The organism is Luteimonas sp. MC1828 (genome assembly GCF_016461615.1).
Taxonomy (GTDB): domain Bacteria; phylum Pseudomonadota; class Gammaproteobacteria; order Xanthomonadales; family Xanthomonadaceae; genus Luteimonas.
Map to the genome: position 1 here is coordinate 243,566 of NZ_JAEMNY010000002.1, position 19,475 is coordinate 263,040.

Genomic DNA, 19,475 nt, shown 5'->3' on the forward strand with positions numbered 1-19,475 from the left:
ATCGCACCTGCGTGCCGATGGTCTCGCCAACCTGGATGGTGTTCCGCGCCACGGCATGTGTTGCCGAGCATGTTGACGCGGACGCTTCCGGGGACGGAAGCCGGCTACTCCCCAACGGAACGCGGAATTTTACCACGCGGCAGGGTGATGCCCATCGACAGGTACACGCTGGTCAGGGTGTCGATGCCGAAATCGGCCGGTTTCACCCACTCCGCGGGCACGTAGAGCAGCCCGCCTCCGACCGGGATGGGTGCGGTGGGCACCAGCACGGTCAGGTAGGTGCGGCCGTCGATGTGCACCGGCTCCGGATTCGGCAACAGGCCGAGCACGGCCACGCCGTCGCCACCGAAGAAGCACCACACCGGGCTCATTGCCGCGATGTCCGCCTCCTGGCGGTCGCCGATCACCGACACGAAGCGGTCGGCCAGCGCGTAGACGCTGCCGACCAGCGGGATGCGGCGCATGGTGCCGTCGAGCAGCGCCTTCATCGGCGCCTTGAGGCGCGACTGCACCAGCAGGCCCAGCACGTAGATGACCACCACCAGCAGCAACGTGCCGAACAGGTACGCCAGCATCGGGTGCGCGGCGAACCAGTCGCCGAACACCGTGAACGAACGGCCGAACAGGCTGTTCGGGCCGATGAACCGGTTGACGATGCCCACCGCCCAGCCCAGCAGCACCAGGGTCAGCACCAGCGGCAGCACCGCCAGCAGGCCGGTCAGCCAGGTGCCGAGCAGCGGGTTGAGGCGCTTGCCGCCGGCGGGCGCCGCGGGGTCCGCGCTGGCGGCCGGTTTCAGTTCCACTCGAACAGCTTGAAGTAGACGGGTGACACGCCGTCGCGTTCGTCGTCGACGATGCCGTCGCCATTGCGGTCGAACAGGTAGTACGGCGCGCCTCGCGACGGCGTGACCTTCAACGCGCGCAGGCGACCGTCGACGCGGTACTCGGTGACCACGTCGCCGTTGGACTCGGTGCGGGTGGCCTGCTCGGCGTCGGCCGGGATGCCGGTGGCGGGATCGCCCATGCTGGCGCATGCGCCCAGGGACATGGCAACGAGCAGGGTGGTCGCAAGGCGCTTCATGGCGTTCTCCCGTGGCAAGGGCCGTGAGTATGCGCCAGCGCCGCCGTCGCCCGGCGACCACGTAGAATCCGCGGCATGACGCGCCTGGTCCTGATCGACGGTTCCTCCTACCTCTACCGCGCCTTCCACGCGCTGCCGCCGCTGTCGAACGCCGAGGGCGAGCCGACCGGCGCGCTGTTCGGCGTGGTCAACATGCTGCGCGCAACGCTGAAGGAAAAGCCGGACTTCGTGGCCTTCGTGGTCGACGCGCCCGGCAAGACCTTCCGCGACGACATCTTCCCGGACTACAAGGCCAACCGCCCACCGATGCCCGACGACCTGCGCGCGCAGGTGCAGCCGATGTGTGGGATCGTGGAGGCCCTGGGCCTGCCGATCCTCCGCGTGCCGGGCGTGGAGGCGGACGACGTCATCGGCACGCTGGCACTCGCCGCCGCCGCGGACGGCATCGACGTCACCATTTCCACGGGCGACAAGGACTTCGCGCAGCTGGTGCGCCCGGGCGTGGCACTGGTCAACACCATGAGCGGCAGCCGCACCGATTCCGCCGAAGCGGTATTCGCGAAATTCGGCGTGCGCCCCGACCAGATCGTCGACTTCCTGGCGCTGATGGGCGACGCGGTCGACAACATCCCGGGCATCGACAAGTGCGGGCCGAAGACCGCGGCCAAGTGGCTGGCGGCGTACGACTCGCTGGACGGCGTGATCGCCAATGCCGCCGAGGTCAAGGGCAAGATCGGCGACAACCTGCGCGAGGCGCTCGACCGGCTGCCGCTCAACCGCACCCTGGCCACCATCCGCACCGACCTGGAACTGGGCCTGGAACCCGACGCGCTGCGCCTGCGCGAGCCCGCCACCGAGACCCTGCGCGCGCTCTACCAACGCTACGGATTCGTGCAGGCGCTGAAGGACCTCGACGGTGGCAACGCCGCGGGCGTGGTGCCGGCGCGTGCCGGATTCACCCGCCCCGGTGCCGGATTCGTGGCGCCAAGCACGCCCGCGGCCCCGACCGATCCGGCGCTCGCCGCACCGGGCCGCTACGAGACGGTGCTCGAGGCTGCACAGCTGCACGACTGGATCGCGCGCCTGCGCGCCGCGGGGCTGTTCGCGCTCGACACCGAGACCGACTCGCTCGACGCCATGCGCGCCAACCTGGTCGGCATCAGCTTCTGCCTCGAGCCGGGGCACGCTGCCTACCTCCCGCTGGGCCACGACTACCCCGGCGCGCCTGCGCAGCTGCCGCGCGCCGAAGCGCTTGACGCGCTCCGGCCGCTGCTGGAAGACCCCGCGGTGCGCAAGGTCGGCCAGAACGGCAAGTACGACCTGCACGTGCTGCGCCGCCACGGCGTGGCCGTTGCCGGCTACGCCGACGACACGCTGCTGGAAAGCTTCGTGCTCGATTCGGGGCGCGCGCGCCACGACATGGATTCGCTGGCACGGCGCGAACTCGGCTACCAGACCGTCGCCTACGAGGACGTCGCCGGCAAGGGTGCCAAGCAGATCCGGTTCTCGCAGGTCGCCATCGACGACGCCACGCGCTATGCCGCCGAAGATGCCGACATCACCCTGCGCCTGCACCGCGTGATGTCGGCGCGGCTGGCCGATGAGCCGGGTCTCACCGGCGTGTATCGCGACATCGAGATGCCACTGGTGCCGGTGCTGGCGCGCATCGAGGCCAATGGCGTGCTGGTCGACGCCGACGAGCTGCGCCGCCAGGGCGCGGGCCTGGGCCGGCGCATGCTGGAGCTGCAGCAGCGCGGCACCGAGCTTGCCGGGCGTACCTTCAACCTGGACTCGCCCAAGCAGGTCTGCGCGCTGCTCTACGACGAGCTGAAGCTGCCGACGCTGGTGAAGACGCCGAAAGGCCAGCCTTCCGCCAACGAAGAGGCGCTGGAGGCGATCGCCGACCTGCACGAGCTGCCGCGGGTGATCCTGGACTACCGCAGCCTCGCCAAACTGCGTGGTACCTACACCGACAAGCTGCCGGAGATGATCAATCCCGACACCGGCCGCCTGCACACCAGTTACCAGCAGGCGGGCGCTGCCACCGGGCGGCTGGCGTCGAGCGATCCCAACCTGCAGAACATCCCGATCCGCACCGAGGACGGGCGCCGCATCCGTACCGCCTTCATCGCGCCGCCGGGGCGCAAGCTGGTGGCCTGCGACTACTCGCAGATCGAGTTGCGGATCATGGCGCACCTGTCGCAGGACGCCGGCCTGGTCGCGGCGTTCGAGGCCGGCGCCGACATCCACCGCGCGACCGCGGCGGAAGTGTTCGGGCGCACGCTGGACGAGGTCACCGGCGACGAGCGCCGCGCCGCCAAGGCGATCAACTTCGGGCTGATGTACGGCATGGGTGCGTTCGGCCTGGCGCGCAACCTCGGCATCCCACGCGGCGAGGCGCAGGACTACATCGCGCTGTATTTCTCGCGCTATCCGGGCGTGCGCGACTTCATGGAGCGCACCCGCGCGCAGGCGCGCGAGCAGGGCTACGTGGAAACGGTCTCCGGCCGCCGCCTCTACCTCGAGTACATCAGCCGCGGCACGCAGCCGCAGCGCGCCGGTGCCGAGCGCGCCGCGATCAACGCGCCGATGCAGGGCACCGCGGCCGACATCATCAAGCGCGCGATGGTGTCGGTGGATGCGTGGCTGGCCGGCCACGCCGACCGCGCGCGGATGATCCTGCAGGTGCACGACGAACTGGTGTTCGAATGCGATGCGGATTTCGTCGCCACCCTGCTGCCGGCGGTGGTGGAGCGCATGACCGGGGCCGCCGCCCTGCGCGTGCCCCTCGTGGTCGACAGCGGCATCGGCGACAACTGGGAACAGGCGCATTGACGCATTCAGATTCTGTTGCCGGGCGGCCCGCTAAACGTCGGCTGAATCCAACAGAAAGTTAACGAAGTTCTTCACGAACTATCAATGTGCGCGGTGGTCATATAGCCCGTGACAGATGCAAGGTCTGTCACTGATCACTCCCTCCCCTGGAGCTGATCGACCCCGGAACGACGGCTTCTCCCCGAGCCCCGTTCTCCAGCCCCGCCGGCCCCCCCTGCCTGCGGGGCTTTTTATTGCCCGCGATCCTGGAATCGTATGCACGTACATTGGAGCCCGTGACGAGCCTCCCTTCGACCAGCGACCTTGCGCTGATCGCCGACATCGGCGGCACAAATGCGCGTTTCGCCCTGTGCGACCCGTCGCTGCCCGTGCCGGAGCTGCACGAGGTTCAGTCCCTGCGCAACGCCGGGTTCGCCAGCCTGCAGCACGCGGCCGAGCATTACCTCGCCGCCGTGGGTGCGCGCCCGCGGCGCGCGGCGATCGCGTTGGCCGCCCCGGTCGACGGCGACGGCATCCGCCTGACCAATCGCGCCTGGTCGTTCAGCCGGCATGAGCTGCGCGCCTCGCTCGGGCTCGAGGAACTGCGCCTGATCAACGATTTCGGCGCCGTCGCGCGCGCGGTGCCCGTGCTGGCGCCAAGCGAGCGTGTCGCGCTCTATGGCCAGGGGCACGACTTCACGCGCGGCCCGGTCTCCGTGCTCGGGCCCGGCACCGGCTTCGGCGTCGGCCTGCTGGTGGGTGACGCCGTGCGCGGCTGGCATGCAGTGGAGACCGAAGGCGGCCACGTCGGCTTCGCCCCGCTGGGCGAGGAGGAGCGCGCGCTGGCGGACTGGGCGACCGCGCGCCATGGCCGCGTGTCCTGGGAACGGCTGCTGTCGGGCAGCGGGTTGTCCGCGATCGATGCCGTGCTGCGCCAGGATGACGGCGCCACGGGTTCGCCGTTCGGCGGGGATGCGCCGCTGCGCGATCCCGCCGACATCGTCGCCGCCGCGCTGGACGGGCATGACGTGGCATCGCGGCGCGCACTGGCGCGCTTCTGCGCGATCCTCGGCAGCGTCGCCGGCGACGTCGCCCTCGTGCATGGCGCGCGCGCGGTGGTGATTGCCGGTGGCATCGTGCCGCGCTTCATTCCCTTCCTGCGCGCGAGCGCGTTCCGCGAACGCTTCCTCGCCAAAGGCCGCTTCGCCGCCTACCTCGAACCGGTGTCGATCCAGGTCGCCACCCATGCCAATCCCGGGCTGCTGGGTGCGGCGATGGCGCTTCGCGAGGCCGGGCCGGACCCGGCCGCTGCGGGGCCTCAGGACACCGTGGCGACCTCGTAGCGGTTGCGGCCCGCCTTCTTCGCCTCGTACAGCGCGGCGTCCGCCATCGCCATCAGTTTCGCGGCAGCGGTGGGCCGCTGCGCGTAGGCGATGCCGATGCTGGTGGTGACGGTGAGCAGGGTGCCGCCGGCATCGATCGCCCCGGCGGTCGCGTCGACCACCTTGCGCGCGATGGTTTCGGCCGCGCCGGGCGCGGCGTCCTCGATCAGGATGACGAACTCGTCGCCGCCCAGGCGCGCGACCAGGTCGGTCTCGCGCACGCTGTCGCACAGGCGCTTCGCGAACACCTGCAGCACGGTGTCTCCGGCGGCGTGGCCGTGGCCGTCATTGATCTGCTTGAAGTGGTCGATGTCCAGGCACATCAGCGCGACCGGCATGCCGTGGCGCTGCAGCCGCTTCAGCGCCAGCGCGAAGCGTTCCTCGAACTGGCGCCGGTTGGCCAGGTCGGTGAGGGCATCGACGCGGGACAGCCGCTCCAGTTCGCGCCGGCTCTCCGCGAGCGCCTGCTCGGCCGCCACGCGCCGGCTGATGTTGCGCGCGGTGAGCATGAGGTCGGGCGGGCCGCTGCCGTCGTCAGCGGGGATGCACCGCGCGACCGCCTCGATCCAGACGTGGTGGCCATCCTTGTGCCGCACCCGGTAGATGTCGGTGCGGGTTTCACCGGTGGCAAGCACCTCGGCCATGGCCTGCCGTTGCTGCGCGACATCGTCGGGATGCACGATGTCCCAGCGCGAGCCTAGCATTTCCGCGGGTGTCCGGCCGAACATCTCCGCTGCCGATGGCGACACATACACGCGTTCGCCATCAGCCCGGATCCGGGCGATGACGTCATGCGAATGGTCGGCGAGCATGCGGTAGCGGCGTTCGCTCTCACCCAGGCGCGCGGCGAGGCGCTTGCGTTCGGCCATGGCCAGGCACATGGGGATGGTCATCAGGCAGCCACCCGCGAGGTAGATCTGCAGCAGCGCGATCCGGCCTGCGCCGTCGAGGTCCGCGCGCAGCCACAGCGGCCCGTGCCCCAGGGTGGTGGCGACGGCTGCAATCAGCCCCAGGGCGATCACGCCCAGTGCCACGCCCACGAACTGGTGGCGCATGGCGACGAGCAGCAGGGCGGGATAGGTCAGGAACAGCACCGGGTAGCTGGTGAGGAACACGCCGGACCCCACCGCGACCAGCACCGCCATGGTGATCGCCAGGCTCCAGCGCCGGCCCGGCGCAATGAACAGGCCCAGCCCCTCGCGCTGTGCGACCAGGGTCGTGGTGGCCAGGATCACCATGCCGACGACGTGGGCGGCATACCAGCCACCGAGGGAGCGCACGAAGTCCTGGCCGTGCAAGGCCTGCGCCACGCTCGCGGCGATCAGTCCGGACACCGCGCAGGCCACGAGCGTCGACCCTGTCGCGATGCCACCCAGCCCGACCCAGTCCTTCGGTGCACGGATGTCGGGTACGCGGCTGCGGACGAAGCCGGCCACTGTCAGCACTTCAAGCAGGTTGCATGCCGCGATGGCGAACGCGTACGAGGGCTCGTCGCCGGCCAGCATGCGTGCCGGCAACTCCGCCGCGAACGCGACCGCGATGTAGCCGGGCCATGTCGCCGTGCGCCTGGACAGCAGCCAGCCGGTGAGGATGCCGTTGCCCACCCAGATCGCGGCCAGTTCGCCCGGCCCGCGCGCGAGGGTGAGCGAGAGCCACGCGGTCGTCGCGATCAGGAATGCCAGGAGGGACCGGTCGGCCCAATACGTACGCGGCAGTCTCAGGCGGTGAAGCATGACGGTCTCGGGGGTGCGGACCGGCACTTTAGCCCACGCCACGTGCAGGAGGCGCCACCGCGGCGTCGCGCGGAGTCACCCGTCGTGCCCCCGGCATGCACCGCGCTCCAGGCCCGCGAGCGCACCTCCTTCACGGCGCGGTGGGACACTCGTCGCCCGTCCAGAGGTGCACGCGCCATGTCCGACCTGTTCGCACTCGCGATGCCGTGGTGGGAGTTCATGCTGCGCGCGGTTGCGGTCTATTTCATGCTGCTGGCGATGCTGCGCCTGTCCGGCAAGCGCACGGTGGGCCAGTTCACGCCCTTCGACCTGCTGGTCGTGGTGCTGCTGGGAAGCGCGGTGCAGAACGCGCTCCTCGGCGAGGATTCCTCGCTGCTCGGCGGATTGCTGCTGGCCGCCACCCTGGTCGCCTGCAACTGGGTGGTGGGCTTCGTGACCGCGCGCAGCCGGCGGGTGGAGAAGCTCGTCGAGGGCAGTCCGGTGCTGCTGGCACGCGACGGGGTGATGTTCGAACCGGTCCTGCGAGCCCAGAACATCAGCCGCAAGGACCTCGAGGAGGCGCTGCGCGACAGCGGCCTGCCCGACGTCTCGGGTGCCGCGCTGGTGACCCTGGAGGTCGACGGCACCATCACCGTGGTCCCGCGCAAGGATGACTCGCGCTGAGCCGGTCGCGGAGGCTCAGCCCGGCTCCGCCAGCCAGTCACGCGGCCGCAGGTAGTCGGCCAGGCGCGCTTCGGCGCTGCCCGGCTCGGGCTGGTACCCGTATTCCCAGCGTGCCAGCGGCGGCAGGCTCATCAGGATCGATTCGCTGCGGCCGCCCGACTGCAGGCCGAAGTGCGTGCCGCGGTCCCAGACCAGGTTGAACTCGACGTAGCGGCCGCGGCGGTAGAGCTGGAATTCGCGCTCGCGCTCGCCATATGGCATTCCCTTGCGACGCTCCACGATCGGCAGCCACGCATCGAGGAAGCCGTCGCCGACCGCGCGCGTGTAGGCGAAGTCGCGTTCGAAGTCGTCGGCCAGGTCGTCGAAGAACAGGCCGCCGACGCCGCGCGTCTCGTCGCGGTGCTTCAGGAAGAAGTACTCGTCGCACCAGCGCTTGTGCGCCGCGTAGCGCGCCTCGCCGCCGAACGGCTCGCACAGCGCGCGCGCGGTGCGGTGCCAGTGCAGCACGTCGTCGTGGAAGGGGTAGAAGGGCGTGAGGTCGAAGCCGCCGCCGAACCACGAGGCCACGGTGGCGCCATCGCGCTCGGCGCGAAAATGGCGGACGTTGGCGTGGGTGGTGGGCAGGTAGGGATTGCGCGGGTGGAACACCAGCGACACGCCGACCGCGCGCCACGAGGCGCCGGCGAGCTCCGGCCGGTTGGCCGTGGCCGACGGCGGCAGGCGGGTGCCGGAGACGTCGGAGAAGCCGATGCCGGCCTGCTCGAACACCGCGCCGTCGCGCAGGATGCGGGTGCGCCCGCCGCCGGACAGGCCGCCGTCGGCGCTGTCGTCGGGCCGTGTCCAGGCGTCCTCATGGAACCGGGCGGCGCCGTCGGCGCCTTCCATGGCCGCGCAGATGCGGTCCTGCAGGTCGGTCAGGTAGCCGCGGACGCGGTCGAAATCGTTCATGGCGCCATTGTAAGCCGCCGTGCCGGCGCCCTCAGGGCGCCTTGAGCGTGCGGTTGAACAACTCGAGGATGCGCCGGTACTCGTCGTACCAGGAGTCGGCATGCACGAACCCGTGCCGCTCCAGCGGATAGCTCGCCAGCTCCCACTTGTCCTTGCGCAGCTCGATCAGGCGCTGCGCCAGCATCACCGAGTCCTTGTAGAACACGTTGTCGTCGATCATGCCGTGCGCGATCAGCAGGTGGTCCTGCAGGCCCTCCGCATACTCCAGCGGCGACGACTTCGCGTAGGCGCCCGGATCGAGCGCCGGCGTGTTGAGGATGTTCGCGGTGTAGGCGTGGTTGTACTGCGACCAGTCGCTCACCGGGCGCAGCGCCGCGCCGGCCTTGAACGTGCCCGGCTCGCGGAACAGCGCCATGAACGTCAGGAACCCGCCGTAGCTGCCGCCGTAGATGCCGACGCGCTCGCGGTCGGCCTGCTTGTGCGCGACCAGCCAGTCGATGCCGTCGAGATGGTCCTCGAGTTCCGGATGGCCCATCTGCCGGTAGATCGCCGTGCGCCAGTCGCGGCCGTAGCCTTCGGAGGCGCGGAAATCCAGGTCCAGCACGATGTAGCCCTGCTGCACCAGCAGGTTGTGGAACATCTGCTCGCGGAAGTAGTTCGGGTAGCGGTCGCTGACGTTCTGCAGGTAGCCGGCGCCGTGCACGAACATCACAACCGGGTAGTTGCGCCCCGGCTCCATCGTGGCAGGACCGTAGTACTTGCCCCAGACGGCGCCGGCACCGTGCTTCGACGGCACCTGCACGTACTCCGGCTGCAGCCAGTCGAAGCGCTTGAATTCCGCAGAACGGGTGTCGGTGAGCTGGCGCGCGCTGCCGCCCGCGGCCTCGACCACCGACAGCTGCGGCGGCACGTAGCTCGACGAATGGCGCACCAGCACGCGGCTGCCGTCGGGCGAAGCGACGAAATCCTCGACGCCGTCGAGCGTGGTGAGTTCGCGCACCTCGCCACCCGCGGCGTCCACCTGGCAGACCTCGTAGTCGCCCGGACGCGCGCGGTTGCACAGGAACAGGAAGCCGCGGCCGTCGGCGGACAGCACCGGCATCGACGCTTCCCAGCGCCCCGAGGTCAGCGCCCTGGCACGGCCGCCGGACGCCCGGTACAGGTGCGACCAGCCGGACTCTTCGGAAAGGAACCACAGGTCGCCGCCGTCAGGCATCCAGCCGAAGTCGTTGAAGCCCCAGTTGATCCAGGCGGCGTCGGTCAGGCGGTGCACCGGCTGCAGCCGCGCCTGCGCCAGGTCGACGGTGGCCAGCCAGCGGTCCTTGTTGTCCACCGAGTGCAGCATCAGCGCCAGGCCGCGGCTGTCGTCGCTCCAGCGTGCGGCGTCGGTGATGCCGTCGGGGCCGCCGGCCTCGATGCGCACGGCGCGGTGGCCCTTCAGCGCGTCCTGGCCCGCCGCCTTGCGCAGCGCCGCCAGCGGGTCGGCGGTGATGCCCGGCAGGCTGTCGGTCTTCAGCTCGCGCACCTGGCCATCGGCCACCGACACCAGCCAGAACGACTGCGGCGCGGGATCGGCGCGGCCGACGCGGGTGCGCACGTCCTCGAACTCCTCGTAGCCGGATTCGGTGACGTACTGCGGCATCTTGCCCTTCTGACCCGACTCGGCGCCCTTGGCCTGGGTGACCGCCAGCAGCCAGCGGCCGTCCGGTGACAGCGCGCTGCCCTGGATCTCGACGTCCTTGCCGAGGTATGCCGGGGCCGGCGCGCGGGTGGCGTCGGCGCGGCGCCAGGCGTCGGCCTGCTCGCGCATCCCGTCGCGGCGCGCGCGTTCCACGCGCAGCGTCTCGATGTAGCGCAGCTGGCGCTCGCGGAGCTCGTCGGCCTTGGGCGGGGTGCCCGGGGCGTCCTCGGCCTTGAGGCTGGTCGCCTGGCCGACCCCGGTCGCGGCGCTCCAGCGGAACCAGTCGTTGCCGCTGCGCCACACCAGCGCGCCATCGCGCGCCCACTGCAGCTGCGATTCCAGCGCCTCGCTGCGCGTCAGCTGCTGCAGCGTGCCGCCGCGCAGGTCGCGGACGAAGACGTCGCCGTTGCGCACGAACGCCATGCGGTTGCGCGCCACATCGTAAAGCGGGTTGAGCGCATCGATTCCGCCGCGGGCAGCGCCATCGACCAGCGTCGCCGCGCCCCCGGCGATCGGCTGGGCGTATGTGTCGCGGACGTTGCTGCCGATGCGCTTGGCGCTGTAGTAGGCGGTACCGCCGTCCCACGACCACCACATCCGCTCGACCGGCTGGCCGATCCAGTCCGGGTCGGCCATCACCTGGTGCAGGTCGAGTACCTGCGCGGGTTGGGCCAGGGCGTGGCCCGCCGGAACCGCGGCGAGCAGCAGCGACAGGAATGGAGCGACGGAGCGATGGCGCATGGTGCAGGGACCCCTGGAACGTGACGCGCCAGCGTAGCAGCCGGCCCGCGTCATGCCCGTGGGCCGGTGGTCATGGTGGTGTTCACGTGGCCCGAACCGCGGTCACGCCGGTTTCGGCGCACAATCGTCGGCGGCGATGCGCCCGCCCGCATCGCGGAGAACGGCGTGGATGCATTGCTGCTCTCGCGGATCCAGTTTGGCTTCGTGATTTCGTTCCACATCCTGTTCCCGGCCTTCACCATCGGCCTGGCGCACTGGCTCGCGTTCCTGGAATGGCGCTGGCTGCGCACCCGCGACACGATGTGGCGCGACCTGTACTTCTTCTGGCTCAGGATCTTCGCGATCTCGTTCGGCATGGGCGTGGTGAGCGGCATCGTGATGAGCTTCCAGTTCGGCACCAACTGGGCGGTGCTCTCCGAGCGCGCCGGCGCGATCCTCGGACCGCTGCTCGCCTACGAGGTGCTCACCGCGTTCTTCCTCGAAGCCAGTTTCCTCGGCGTGATGCTGTTCGGCTGGAAGCGGGTGTCGCCCAGGCTGCATTTCTTCGCGACCTGCATGGTGGCGCTCGGTACGCTGTTCTCGACGTTCTGGATCCTCGCCGCCAACAGCTGGATGCAGACACCGCAGGGCCACGAGATCGTCGACGGCATGTTCCAGCCGGTCGACTGGATGGCGATCATCTTCAATCCGTCGTTCCCGTACCGGCTGGCGCACATGGTGCTGGCGGCGTTCATCACCACCTGCTTCGTGATCGGCGGCGTGAGCGCCTGGTACCTGCGCCGCGGCGTGCACGTGGCGGAGGGGCGGCGGATGCTGAAGCTCGCGGTGGCGTTCGCCGCGATCGCGCTGCCGCTGCAGGTGCTGGTGGGCGACCTGCACGGACTGAACGTCGGCGAGCACCAGCCGGTGAAGCTGGCGGCGATGGAAGGACACTGGGAAACGGGCGAGCCGGGGGCGGGCGTGCCACTGGTGCTGTTCGCATGGCCCGATGCGGAACAGGAGCGCAACCGTTACGAGGTCGCGGTACCGCGGCTGGGCAGCCTGATCCTGACCCACAGCTGGGACGGCGAGATCCAGCCGCTGAAAGCGGTCCCGGCCAGCGAGCGGCCTCCGGTGCTGCCGGTGTTCTGGGGCTTCCGGATCATGGTCGGACTGGGCGTGGCGATGCTGCTGCTGGCGCTGGCCTCCGCGTTCGCGTGGTGGCGCGGGCGCCTGTTCGGCTCGCGCTGGCTGCTCGATGGCTGGCGGCTGCTGAGCCCGGCGGGTTTCATCGCCCTGCTTGCCGGCTGGTACGTGGTGGAGATCGGCCGCCAGCCGTACGTGGTCTACGGGCTGCTGCGCACCAGCGAGGCGGTCAGTCCCAACATCGAGGCGGCGGCGGTGATGGCCTCGCTGGCCACCTATGCGGTCGCCTATGCGGTGATCTTCGGCGCCGGCAGCTGGTACCTGCTGGGGCTGGTGCGCAAGGGCCCGCAGCCGTTCGAGGAGGCCCCGGACACCGAAGGTGGCGACAAGACGCCGGCGCGGCCGCTGTCTGTCGGCGATGACGACGATGCCGCGGAGGCGGGGCCATGAGCATGGAGACCTGGCTGCCGGTGGTCTGGTTCGGCGTGATCGGCTTCGGCGTGCTGATGTACGTGCTGCTCGACGGCTTCGTGCTCGGCCTGGGCATCCTGGCGCCGTTCGCCGAGGACAGCGACCAGCTCGACCACATGATGAACACGGCGGCGCCGATCTGGGACGGCAACGAGACCTGGCTGGTGCTCGGTGGAACGGCGCTGCTGGCGGCATTCCCCAAGGCGTACGCCGTGGTGCTGTCGGCGCTGTACGTGCCGGTGCTGCTGATGCTGATCGCGCTGATCTTCCGCGGCGTGGCCTTCGAGTTCCGCTTCAAGGCGCGGCGCGCGAAGCGTTTCTGGGGCGGCGCGTTCGCGGTCGGCTCGATGGTGGCGGCGTTCTCGCAGGGCGTGATCCTCGGCGCGCTGGTCGAAGGCATGCCGCTGGAGGCGGGCAAGTATGTCGGCGGCATCTTCGACTGGTTCAGCCCGTTCTCGATGCTGACCGGCGCCGCGGTGCTGTTCGGCTACGCGCTGCTTGGCGCGTGCTGGCTGATCCTGAAGACCGCCGGCCGGCTGCAGCTGGTGGCGCGCACGCTGGCGCGTCCGCTGGTGCTGGTGGTCGCGGTGTTCATGGGGCTGGTCAGCGCCTGGCTGCCGTTCCTCGATTCGCAGGTGATGGCGCGCTGGTTCGCCGAAGGCAACTTCTGGTGGCTCGCGCCGGTGCCGCTGCTGGCGCTGGCCAACGTGTTCGCGCTGTGGCGCGCCACCATGTACGAGGGGCGCGACGTGCGGCCGTTCCTGCTGTCGCTGAGCTTTTTCCTGCTGGGCTTCATCGGCCTGGTGCTGGGCATCTGGCCGAACATCGTGCCGCCGTCGCTGAGCATCTGGGAGGCCGCGTCGCCGCCGTCGTCGCAGCTGTTCGTGCTCGGCGGGCTGGTGGTGCTGCTGCCGGTGATCCTCGGCTACACGGCGTGGTCGTATTCGGTGTTCCGCGGCAAGATCGAAGCCGATTCCGGCTACCACTGAACCTCCGCCGTCGCGCGGCGCCTCCGGCTGGCGCCCGCGGCGGGCTTCGCGGCGCGGTTGCTTTATGCTGCACGCTTCCGCCCCGGTGCGTCGATGCGCGATGTCCGCCCGTCGGCACCAACCGACCGCAGACCCGTCGATGCACGCTTTCGTCTACAAGAGCCTTCGCAAGGCCGACACCTATGTCTATCTCGCCGCCCGGGAGGAGTTCGACCGCCTTCCGGAGTCGCTGCGTGCCGAACTCGGCGAGCTGCGGTTCGTCCTCGACGTGAACCTGGAGCCGGGGCGCAAGCTGGCGATCGAGGACGCCGCGGTGGTCCGCGGCAACCTCGCGCTGCGCGGCTTCCACCTGCAGATGCCGCCGCGGCAGGCGCTGGATCCGATGACCGAGGATTGGGGCACCGATGCCTGAGTCGCCACGCCTGCAGCCGCGCGCCGGTCTGGTCCTCGGCGCCGGACTCCTGCTCACGGCCGCCACTGTGGTCGCGGCGATTGCCGTGCCCGCGGCGTGGCTGGCGCAGCCGCTGATTGCGCTCGGCGTGCGCCTTTGGCGCGGCACGCACGCGGCGGTCGATACGACCGGCCTGCGCCGCGACCTGCTTGCCCTGCTGCTGCTGTGGGCGCTGGCCATGGGCGCCACGGCGCTGCTGGTCGGCTGGCCGCTGTCGGCACTGCTGGCGAGCGGTGGCGCATCGCTGGGCGCCGCGCTGGCGCTGAGCGCGACCGCGGGTCTGGGGGTCATTGCGCTGTGGCGGCTGTGGCCGCTGTGGCACGCCGCCGAGCGCGACGGCGGAGGCACGCTCGCCGCCCACTGGCGCACGCTGGACGACCGCGACGGCTCGAGCTGGGCCGGGCTGCGCGTGGCGCTGGCGATCGCCGCGATCCTCGCGCTCGGCCTGGCGCTGGGCTGGCCGGGCCTGGTGGCGGGCAACGCACGCTGGCTGCTGGTCGCGTTGGCGGCGGTAGCCTGGCCGGCGCTGCACTGGGCGCTGCAGCGCGCGGGCGCCCCGGACATGGTGGCGCTGGACGTGGTGGACATGCCGGGGCCGGACGGCCCGGCCGTGGACCTGGATGACGGCGCTGGCGATCCCGTGGCCGCGCTTTACGCCGCGGCCCGCAGCGGCCGCGTCGATCGCGCGCTGGCGCTGCTCGAAGCCGGCTGCGATCCGCGGGCGCTTCCGCCGGCCGACGAGCGCGACCAGCGCTCGCTGCCGGTGCTCGCCGCCGTGCTCCCGGACCTGCGCCTGCTGCGCGCGCTGATCGCAGGCGGCGTGGAGCTCAACGCCTCACACGCCGGCGTCACCCCGCTGCTCGCGGCCACCCGCGACAGCTGGCACGGCCGGCCGGACGCGGTCACGACATTGCTGGCCAACGGCGCCGATCCGCGTGCCGTCGACCGCGACGGCAACACGCCTCTGCACCACGCCGCGCGCAGCTCCGACCCCGGCGTGGCCGCACTGCTGCGCGACGCCGCGGCCGAAGTCGACGTGCTCAACAACGACGGCGTCACCCCGCTCGGCATCGCCTGCGCCAGCGGCAACTGGCGCCTGGCGCGCTTCCTGCTGGAGCGCGGCGCCAGGCCGGAGCCGGCCGGCGGCACGCCGGCGCTGCTAGCCGCCGCCGGTGGCGAGGATGACGATATCGCCGGCGTCACCCTGCTGCTCAAGCACAAGGCCAAGGTCGACGCGCGCGATGCCGGCGGCCGCAGCGCATTGCACGAAGCGGCGCTGGCCGGGCATGCGGAGATCGTCACCGCGCTGATCGAGGCCCACGCCGCGATCGATGCCCGCGATGCCCAGGGCCGCACGCCGCTGCTCGACGCCGCGCGCGGCGGCGGCATCGCCGCGTTCGAACTGCTGGCCACGCGCGCCGACGTGCACGCCATCGACAGCGAGGGTCGCAGCGCCCTGCACCTCGCCTGCCTCGCCGAGCCGGCATCGCCCGCGCTGGTGAAGCGGCTGCTGGAGCTGGGCGTGGCCACCGACGCCGTGGACGGTGGCGGCAAGCGCGCGATCGACCATGCCGCGGCCGCGGGCCGCTGGGCACTGGTGGCGGCGGTCGATCCCGCGCACCCTCTGCCGGCCAGCGTGTTCGGTGACGATCCCGACGACCCCGGCGTGCCGGTCGACCGTGCGCCGCTCGTGGTGCTGCGCGGGCAGCTGCGCGAAGCGCGCTACGACCAGCTTGAGCCGCTGCTGCAGCTGGTCACCGCGGCCGAGCTGGGCGAGCTGCTGGTCGACGACGACGCCCCCCTTTCGGTCGAGCGCATCGACTGGCTGCTGGCGCGTGGTGCCGACCCCGACGTGCGCGTCGACGGCGGTGACACCGTGGCCATGCGCCTGCTGGCGCGCGGCCCCGACGCCCTGCAGGCGCTGCAGGCGCTGCTGCGTGGCGGCGCCTCGGTGGCGGGGGCCGGCGGCCTGGCGCGATTCCTCGGCGCCTGCGCGCGCAGCGACCAGGCCGGTCGCGGACTGGAGCAGTTCGCGCTCGAACTCGTCGACCAGGGCGTGGACGTGTTCGCGCCGTCGCCGGAAGGCGACCACGCTCCGGCGCTGGCCGTACGCCTCGGCTGGATGCGCATGCTGGAGCGCCTGGTCACTGCCGGCATCGACCTCGACCTGCGCGATGCCCATGGCATGACCGCGCTGCACATCGCCGCCGCGCTGGCGCGCGAGCCGGCGCTGAAGCTGCTGGTGAAGGGCGGGGCATCGCCCGAAGTGCGCGCCGCCGACGGCCAGACCCCGCTCGGCGTCGCGCTTTCGGCCGGGCGGCGCGATCTCGCCGACTGGCTCGACTGGCGCGGCTGGCCGCTGCCCGGCCGTCCGCTGCGTGCCGGTGACCTCCCGGCCGCCGCCATGGTCGGCGACCACGACGCGGTGCGTCGCCTGCTCGACCTCGGCTTCGCGGTCGACACCGCCGACGCGCAGGGCTGCAGCGCACTGCTGCGTGCCGCCGGCGGCGGCCACGCCACCACCCTCGAACTCCTGCTGGAACGCGGTGCCGACCCGCAATGCGCCGCACACACCGGCGCCACGCCGCTGTCGGCCGCGGTCAGCATGCGCCACGGCGACATCGTCGAGCGGCTGCTCGACGCGCGCGTTGGCCTCGAGCAGCGCCTGCCCGGCGAGGTCACCGTGCTGATGCTCGCCTCGGCGCTGGGCCTGCCCGACATCTGTGCGCGCCTGCTGGCGGCCGGCGCCAACATCCAGACCGCCGACGCGCAGGGCCTCACGCCGCTGCACTGCGCGGCGCTGTTCGGGTTCACGGCCCGCGACCGGCCGCGCCTGCTGGCGCTGTTCGACACCCTGCTGCTGGCCGGCGCCGAGCCCGGTGCCCGTGCCGCGGGCGGCGTGACTCCGCTGCTGCTGCTGCTCGGCGCGCGCGCCGAGCCGGGGACCGCCTGCGACGAGGACGTGGTGCTGCCCGCCGTCGACCGCCTGCTTGATGAAGACGCCGAGCTGGATGCCCAGGATCCGCGCGGCTTCGGGCCGCTGCACCTGGCCGCGCTGCACGGCCTGTTGCGCCTGGCCCACCACCTGCTGCGCGCAGGCTGCGATCCCGACCTGCGCGATGCCCTCAACCGCACCCCGCGCGAGATCGCGGTCATGCGCGGCTTCGTGGACGTGGCCGCCGAGTTCGCGCCACCGACCACGGGCGTGTCGATGGCGCGGTTCCTGCGGGAGCCGCGCTGATCCAGCCGGCGCCCGCGTCCGTGCTCAGCGCGCGGCGCGCGCCGGCGAAGGTGCGAAGAACCAGACCTGGTGGTCGCTGCCGTCGCAGGTATACATCTGCACGCGGCGACGCACCTTGCGTGATTCGTCCATGCACAGGCCGCCGACGCCACGCAGTTCGTTCGCGGCAGTCGTCGTGAAACGCTGCGCCGCCTGGCCGTTGCAGGCACTGAGCCGCAGCTGCACCGCGCCGGGGCGGGTGTCGCCGTTGGGCACGTCCACGCAGCCGCCGGACGCCGGGTTCAGCAGCGAGCCGTCGGCACGCAGGATCCAGCGCTGCGCCGCGCTGCCGTTGCATGGCCACGCGGCCAGCTTGGTGCCGCCCGCGAGGCCGGTGCCGAGCGCGTGCAGGCACTGGTTGGAGAGCGTGGCGAGCTGCGACGGCGGCGTGTCGCCCGCGCCCACGATGCGATAGACCGTGCCGGTCAGGCTGGCGACATAGAGCTCGCCGAACACGTCTTCGCCGAACGCGACCGGCTGGCCGACCGCACCCGCCGGGATCGGGCTCTCCACCACCGGCTGGCCGTTGGCGAACGTCACCGTGCGGATCGCGGTGTTGCAGTAATCGGTGAAGAAATAGCGCCCGGCGAGCGCCGGCGATGCGCTGCCGCGATACACGCGCCCGCCGGTGATCGAACAATTGCCGGCCGAATGCGAGGTGGTGACCAGCGGCGCGAAGTAGGCACCGTTGCAGCCGGCGGTGTTGTACGGCTGGTCGCCCTCATAGCAGCGCCAGCCGAAGTTCAGCCCCGCAGCGGTGCCCGCCGGCACGAAGTTGATCTCCTCGCGCGCACTCTGGCCGACGTCGGCGATCCACAGGTTGCCGGTGACCGCGTCGAAGGCGATGCGCCACGGGTTGCGCAGGCCCAGGGCGAAGATCTCGTCGCAGCCCGCGCCACCATCGCCATCGGTGTACGCGTTGCCAGGCGGGATGCCGTAGTGGTTGGCCGCCACCAGGTTGCAGTCGGGCGTGCCGCCGCCGCCATCCACGTCGATGCGCAGCAGCTTGCCGAGCGGGCGACCCGGGTTCTGCGCGTTGTTCTGCGGATCGCCGCCGCTGCCGCCGTCGCCGGAGGCGATGTACAGGTAGCCGTCGGGCCCGAACTGCAGGTCGCCGCCGTTGTGGTTGCTGTAGGGCTGCTCGAACTCCATCAGCACCACTTCGGAGGCGGGGTCGGCGACGTTGGCGTTGGCGCCCACCGTGAAGCGCGAGATGCGCGTGCGGTCCAGGGTGCTGGCCGGCGGGTCGAAGATGTAGTTGACGTAGAAGTAGCCGTTGCTGGCGTACTCCGGGTGGAAGGCGAGGCCGAGCAGGCCCTGCTCGTTGCCTGCGTCATCGACGCGCGCGGTGATGTCGAGGAACGGCGTGGGCAGCACCACTCCGTTGTCGATCACGCGGATGCGGCCCGGCTGCTCGGCAACGAACAGCCGAGCGTCGCCGGCGTGGGTGATCACCACCGGCTGCGAGAGGCCGGTGGCGAAGATCGCAAGCGAGGCGGCGGCCGGCGGCGGGGGCTGTGGCGGTGGCGGCTCGGCACTGCCGTTCTGCACGTTGACGGTGAGTTGCCTGGTGCCGATGCCGTCGCCGAGCAGGCTCAGCTGGCCGTTGCTCGAGTTGCCGGCGGCGTACAGGGTGATGGGGCCGTTCCAGGCCGGCGCGCGCCAGCGGAAACGGAAGCTCACCGTGCCCGCGGCGAAGGCCTTCGGTTGGGTATGCGAGAGCTCGGTACCGACCACATGCACGTCGCTGCCGACCGCCTCGAAGCTGCCGGCGGCACGCGAGGACGACACGCCGACACCACCTGTGACGCCGGGGCCGCCTGCGATGGTCACCGTGTACTCGGCGATCGTGTTGGCATCCAGGGTCTGCGGGCCGCTGATCGTGACCGTGGGCAGTGCTGCGCCGGGGGCATGGCAGGCGGTGCAGGTGGCGCCGTTGTTGGTGCCGGGGTTGCCGGAGAAGCCGTCGCGGCCAAACCGGCTGGCGTCTGCGGCGGTACTCCAGGCGAGCAGGATGGCGGCGACGATGGAAGCGCGGAACAGTCCCTTGGACATGCGATACCCCGGTTGTCGATCCCTGTGCGGCCGAGTATCGCGCATCGGTGCCGGCCCACGT

The 19,475-nt window shown here is 71.3% G+C and carries 13 protein-coding genes; 7 read left to right on the forward strand and 6 right to left on the reverse strand.

Annotated elements, in window-relative coordinates; genetic code table 11:
- Nucleotides 1–104: 104 nt before the first annotated feature.
- Entirely contained in the window at nucleotides 105–803 is a 699-nt protein-coding gene (locus JHB91_RS10985) for a DUF502 domain-containing protein (protein ID WP_199472896.1), read from the reverse strand.
- Nucleotides 794–1,081 carry a DUF2782 domain-containing protein gene (locus JHB91_RS10990; protein ID WP_199373892.1) on the reverse strand — a complete coding sequence of 96 codons (288 nt, stop codon included), beginning with the start codon at nucleotides 1,079–1,081 and terminating at the stop codon, nucleotides 794–796. Before JHB91_RS10990 ends, JHB91_RS10985 begins: the two co-directional genes overlap by 10 nt.
- 75 nt (nucleotides 1,082–1,156) lie before the next feature.
- On the opposite strand from JHB91_RS10990, the gene polA reads away from it, so the two are divergent.
- Entirely contained in the window at nucleotides 1,157–3,916 is a 2,760-nt protein-coding gene (gene polA, locus JHB91_RS10995) for a DNA polymerase I (protein WP_199472897.1), read from the forward strand.
- Nucleotides 3,917–4,191: 275 nt separating this feature from the next.
- The gene (glk, locus tag JHB91_RS11000) at nucleotides 4,192–5,238 is read left to right on the forward strand and encodes a glucokinase (protein WP_199472898.1); all 1,047 of its coding nucleotides are present in this window, start codon (nucleotides 4,192–4,194) and stop codon (nucleotides 5,236–5,238) included.
- Here the strand turns inward: glk and JHB91_RS11005 are convergent.
- Nucleotides 5,214–7,010, reverse strand: coding sequence for a sensor domain-containing diguanylate cyclase (locus tag JHB91_RS11005; RefSeq protein WP_199472899.1), 1,797 nt, complete (start codon nucleotides 7,008–7,010; stop codon nucleotides 5,214–5,216). The two genes, glk and JHB91_RS11005, sit on opposite strands and share 25 nt — an antisense overlap.
- 177 nt (nucleotides 7,011–7,187) lie before the next feature.
- Between JHB91_RS11005 and JHB91_RS11010 the strand changes: the two genes are divergently transcribed.
- A complete protein-coding gene (locus JHB91_RS11010) occupies nucleotides 7,188–7,673 on the forward strand; it encodes a YetF domain-containing protein (RefSeq protein ID WP_199373884.1) in 486 nt (161 codons plus the stop codon).
- Nucleotides 7,674–7,688: 15 nt separating this feature from the next.
- Here the strand turns inward: JHB91_RS11010 and hemF are convergent, their stop codons facing one another.
- Nucleotides 7,689–8,621, reverse strand: coding sequence for an oxygen-dependent coproporphyrinogen oxidase (hemF, locus tag JHB91_RS11015; protein ID WP_199472900.1), 933 nt, complete (start codon nucleotides 8,619–8,621; stop codon nucleotides 7,689–7,691).
- 31 nt (nucleotides 8,622–8,652) lie between these two features.
- Nucleotides 8,653–11,043, reverse strand: coding sequence for a S9 family peptidase (locus JHB91_RS11020; protein WP_199472901.1), 2,391 nt, complete (start codon nucleotides 11,041–11,043; stop codon nucleotides 8,653–8,655).
- A gap of 165 nt (nucleotides 11,044–11,208) precedes the next feature.
- Here JHB91_RS11020 and JHB91_RS11025 point away from each other — a divergent pair, with 165 nt between their 5' ends.
- From JHB91_RS11025 to JHB91_RS11040, 4 genes are all read left to right on the forward strand, one after another.
- Nucleotides 11,209–12,618, forward strand: coding sequence for a cytochrome ubiquinol oxidase subunit I (locus tag JHB91_RS11025; protein WP_199472902.1), 1,410 nt, complete (start codon nucleotides 11,209–11,211; stop codon nucleotides 12,616–12,618).
- Entirely contained in the window at nucleotides 12,615–13,628 is a 1,014-nt protein-coding gene (gene cydB / locus JHB91_RS11030) for a cytochrome d ubiquinol oxidase subunit II (RefSeq protein WP_199472903.1), read from the forward strand. The genes JHB91_RS11025 and cydB overlap by 4 nt, the downstream gene beginning before the upstream one ends.
- Before the next feature lie 139 nt (nucleotides 13,629–13,767).
- A complete protein-coding gene (locus tag JHB91_RS11035) occupies nucleotides 13,768–14,040 on the forward strand; it encodes a YcgL domain-containing protein (RefSeq protein ID WP_199373874.1) in 273 nt (90 codons plus the stop codon).
- On the forward strand, nucleotides 14,033–17,320 hold the full coding sequence (locus JHB91_RS11040; RefSeq protein WP_199472904.1) for an ankyrin repeat domain-containing protein: 3,288 nt from the start codon (nucleotides 14,033–14,035) through the stop codon (nucleotides 17,318–17,320). Before JHB91_RS11035 ends, JHB91_RS11040 begins: the two co-directional genes overlap by 8 nt.
- A 24-nt stretch (nucleotides 17,321–17,344) precedes the next feature.
- Here the strand turns inward: JHB91_RS11040 and JHB91_RS11045 are convergent, their stop codons facing one another.
- A complete protein-coding gene (locus JHB91_RS11045; protein ID WP_199472905.1) occupies nucleotides 17,345–19,414 on the reverse strand; it encodes a PQQ-dependent sugar dehydrogenase in 2,070 nt (689 codons plus the stop codon).
- Between the last annotated feature and the right edge of the window lie 61 nt (nucleotides 19,415–19,475).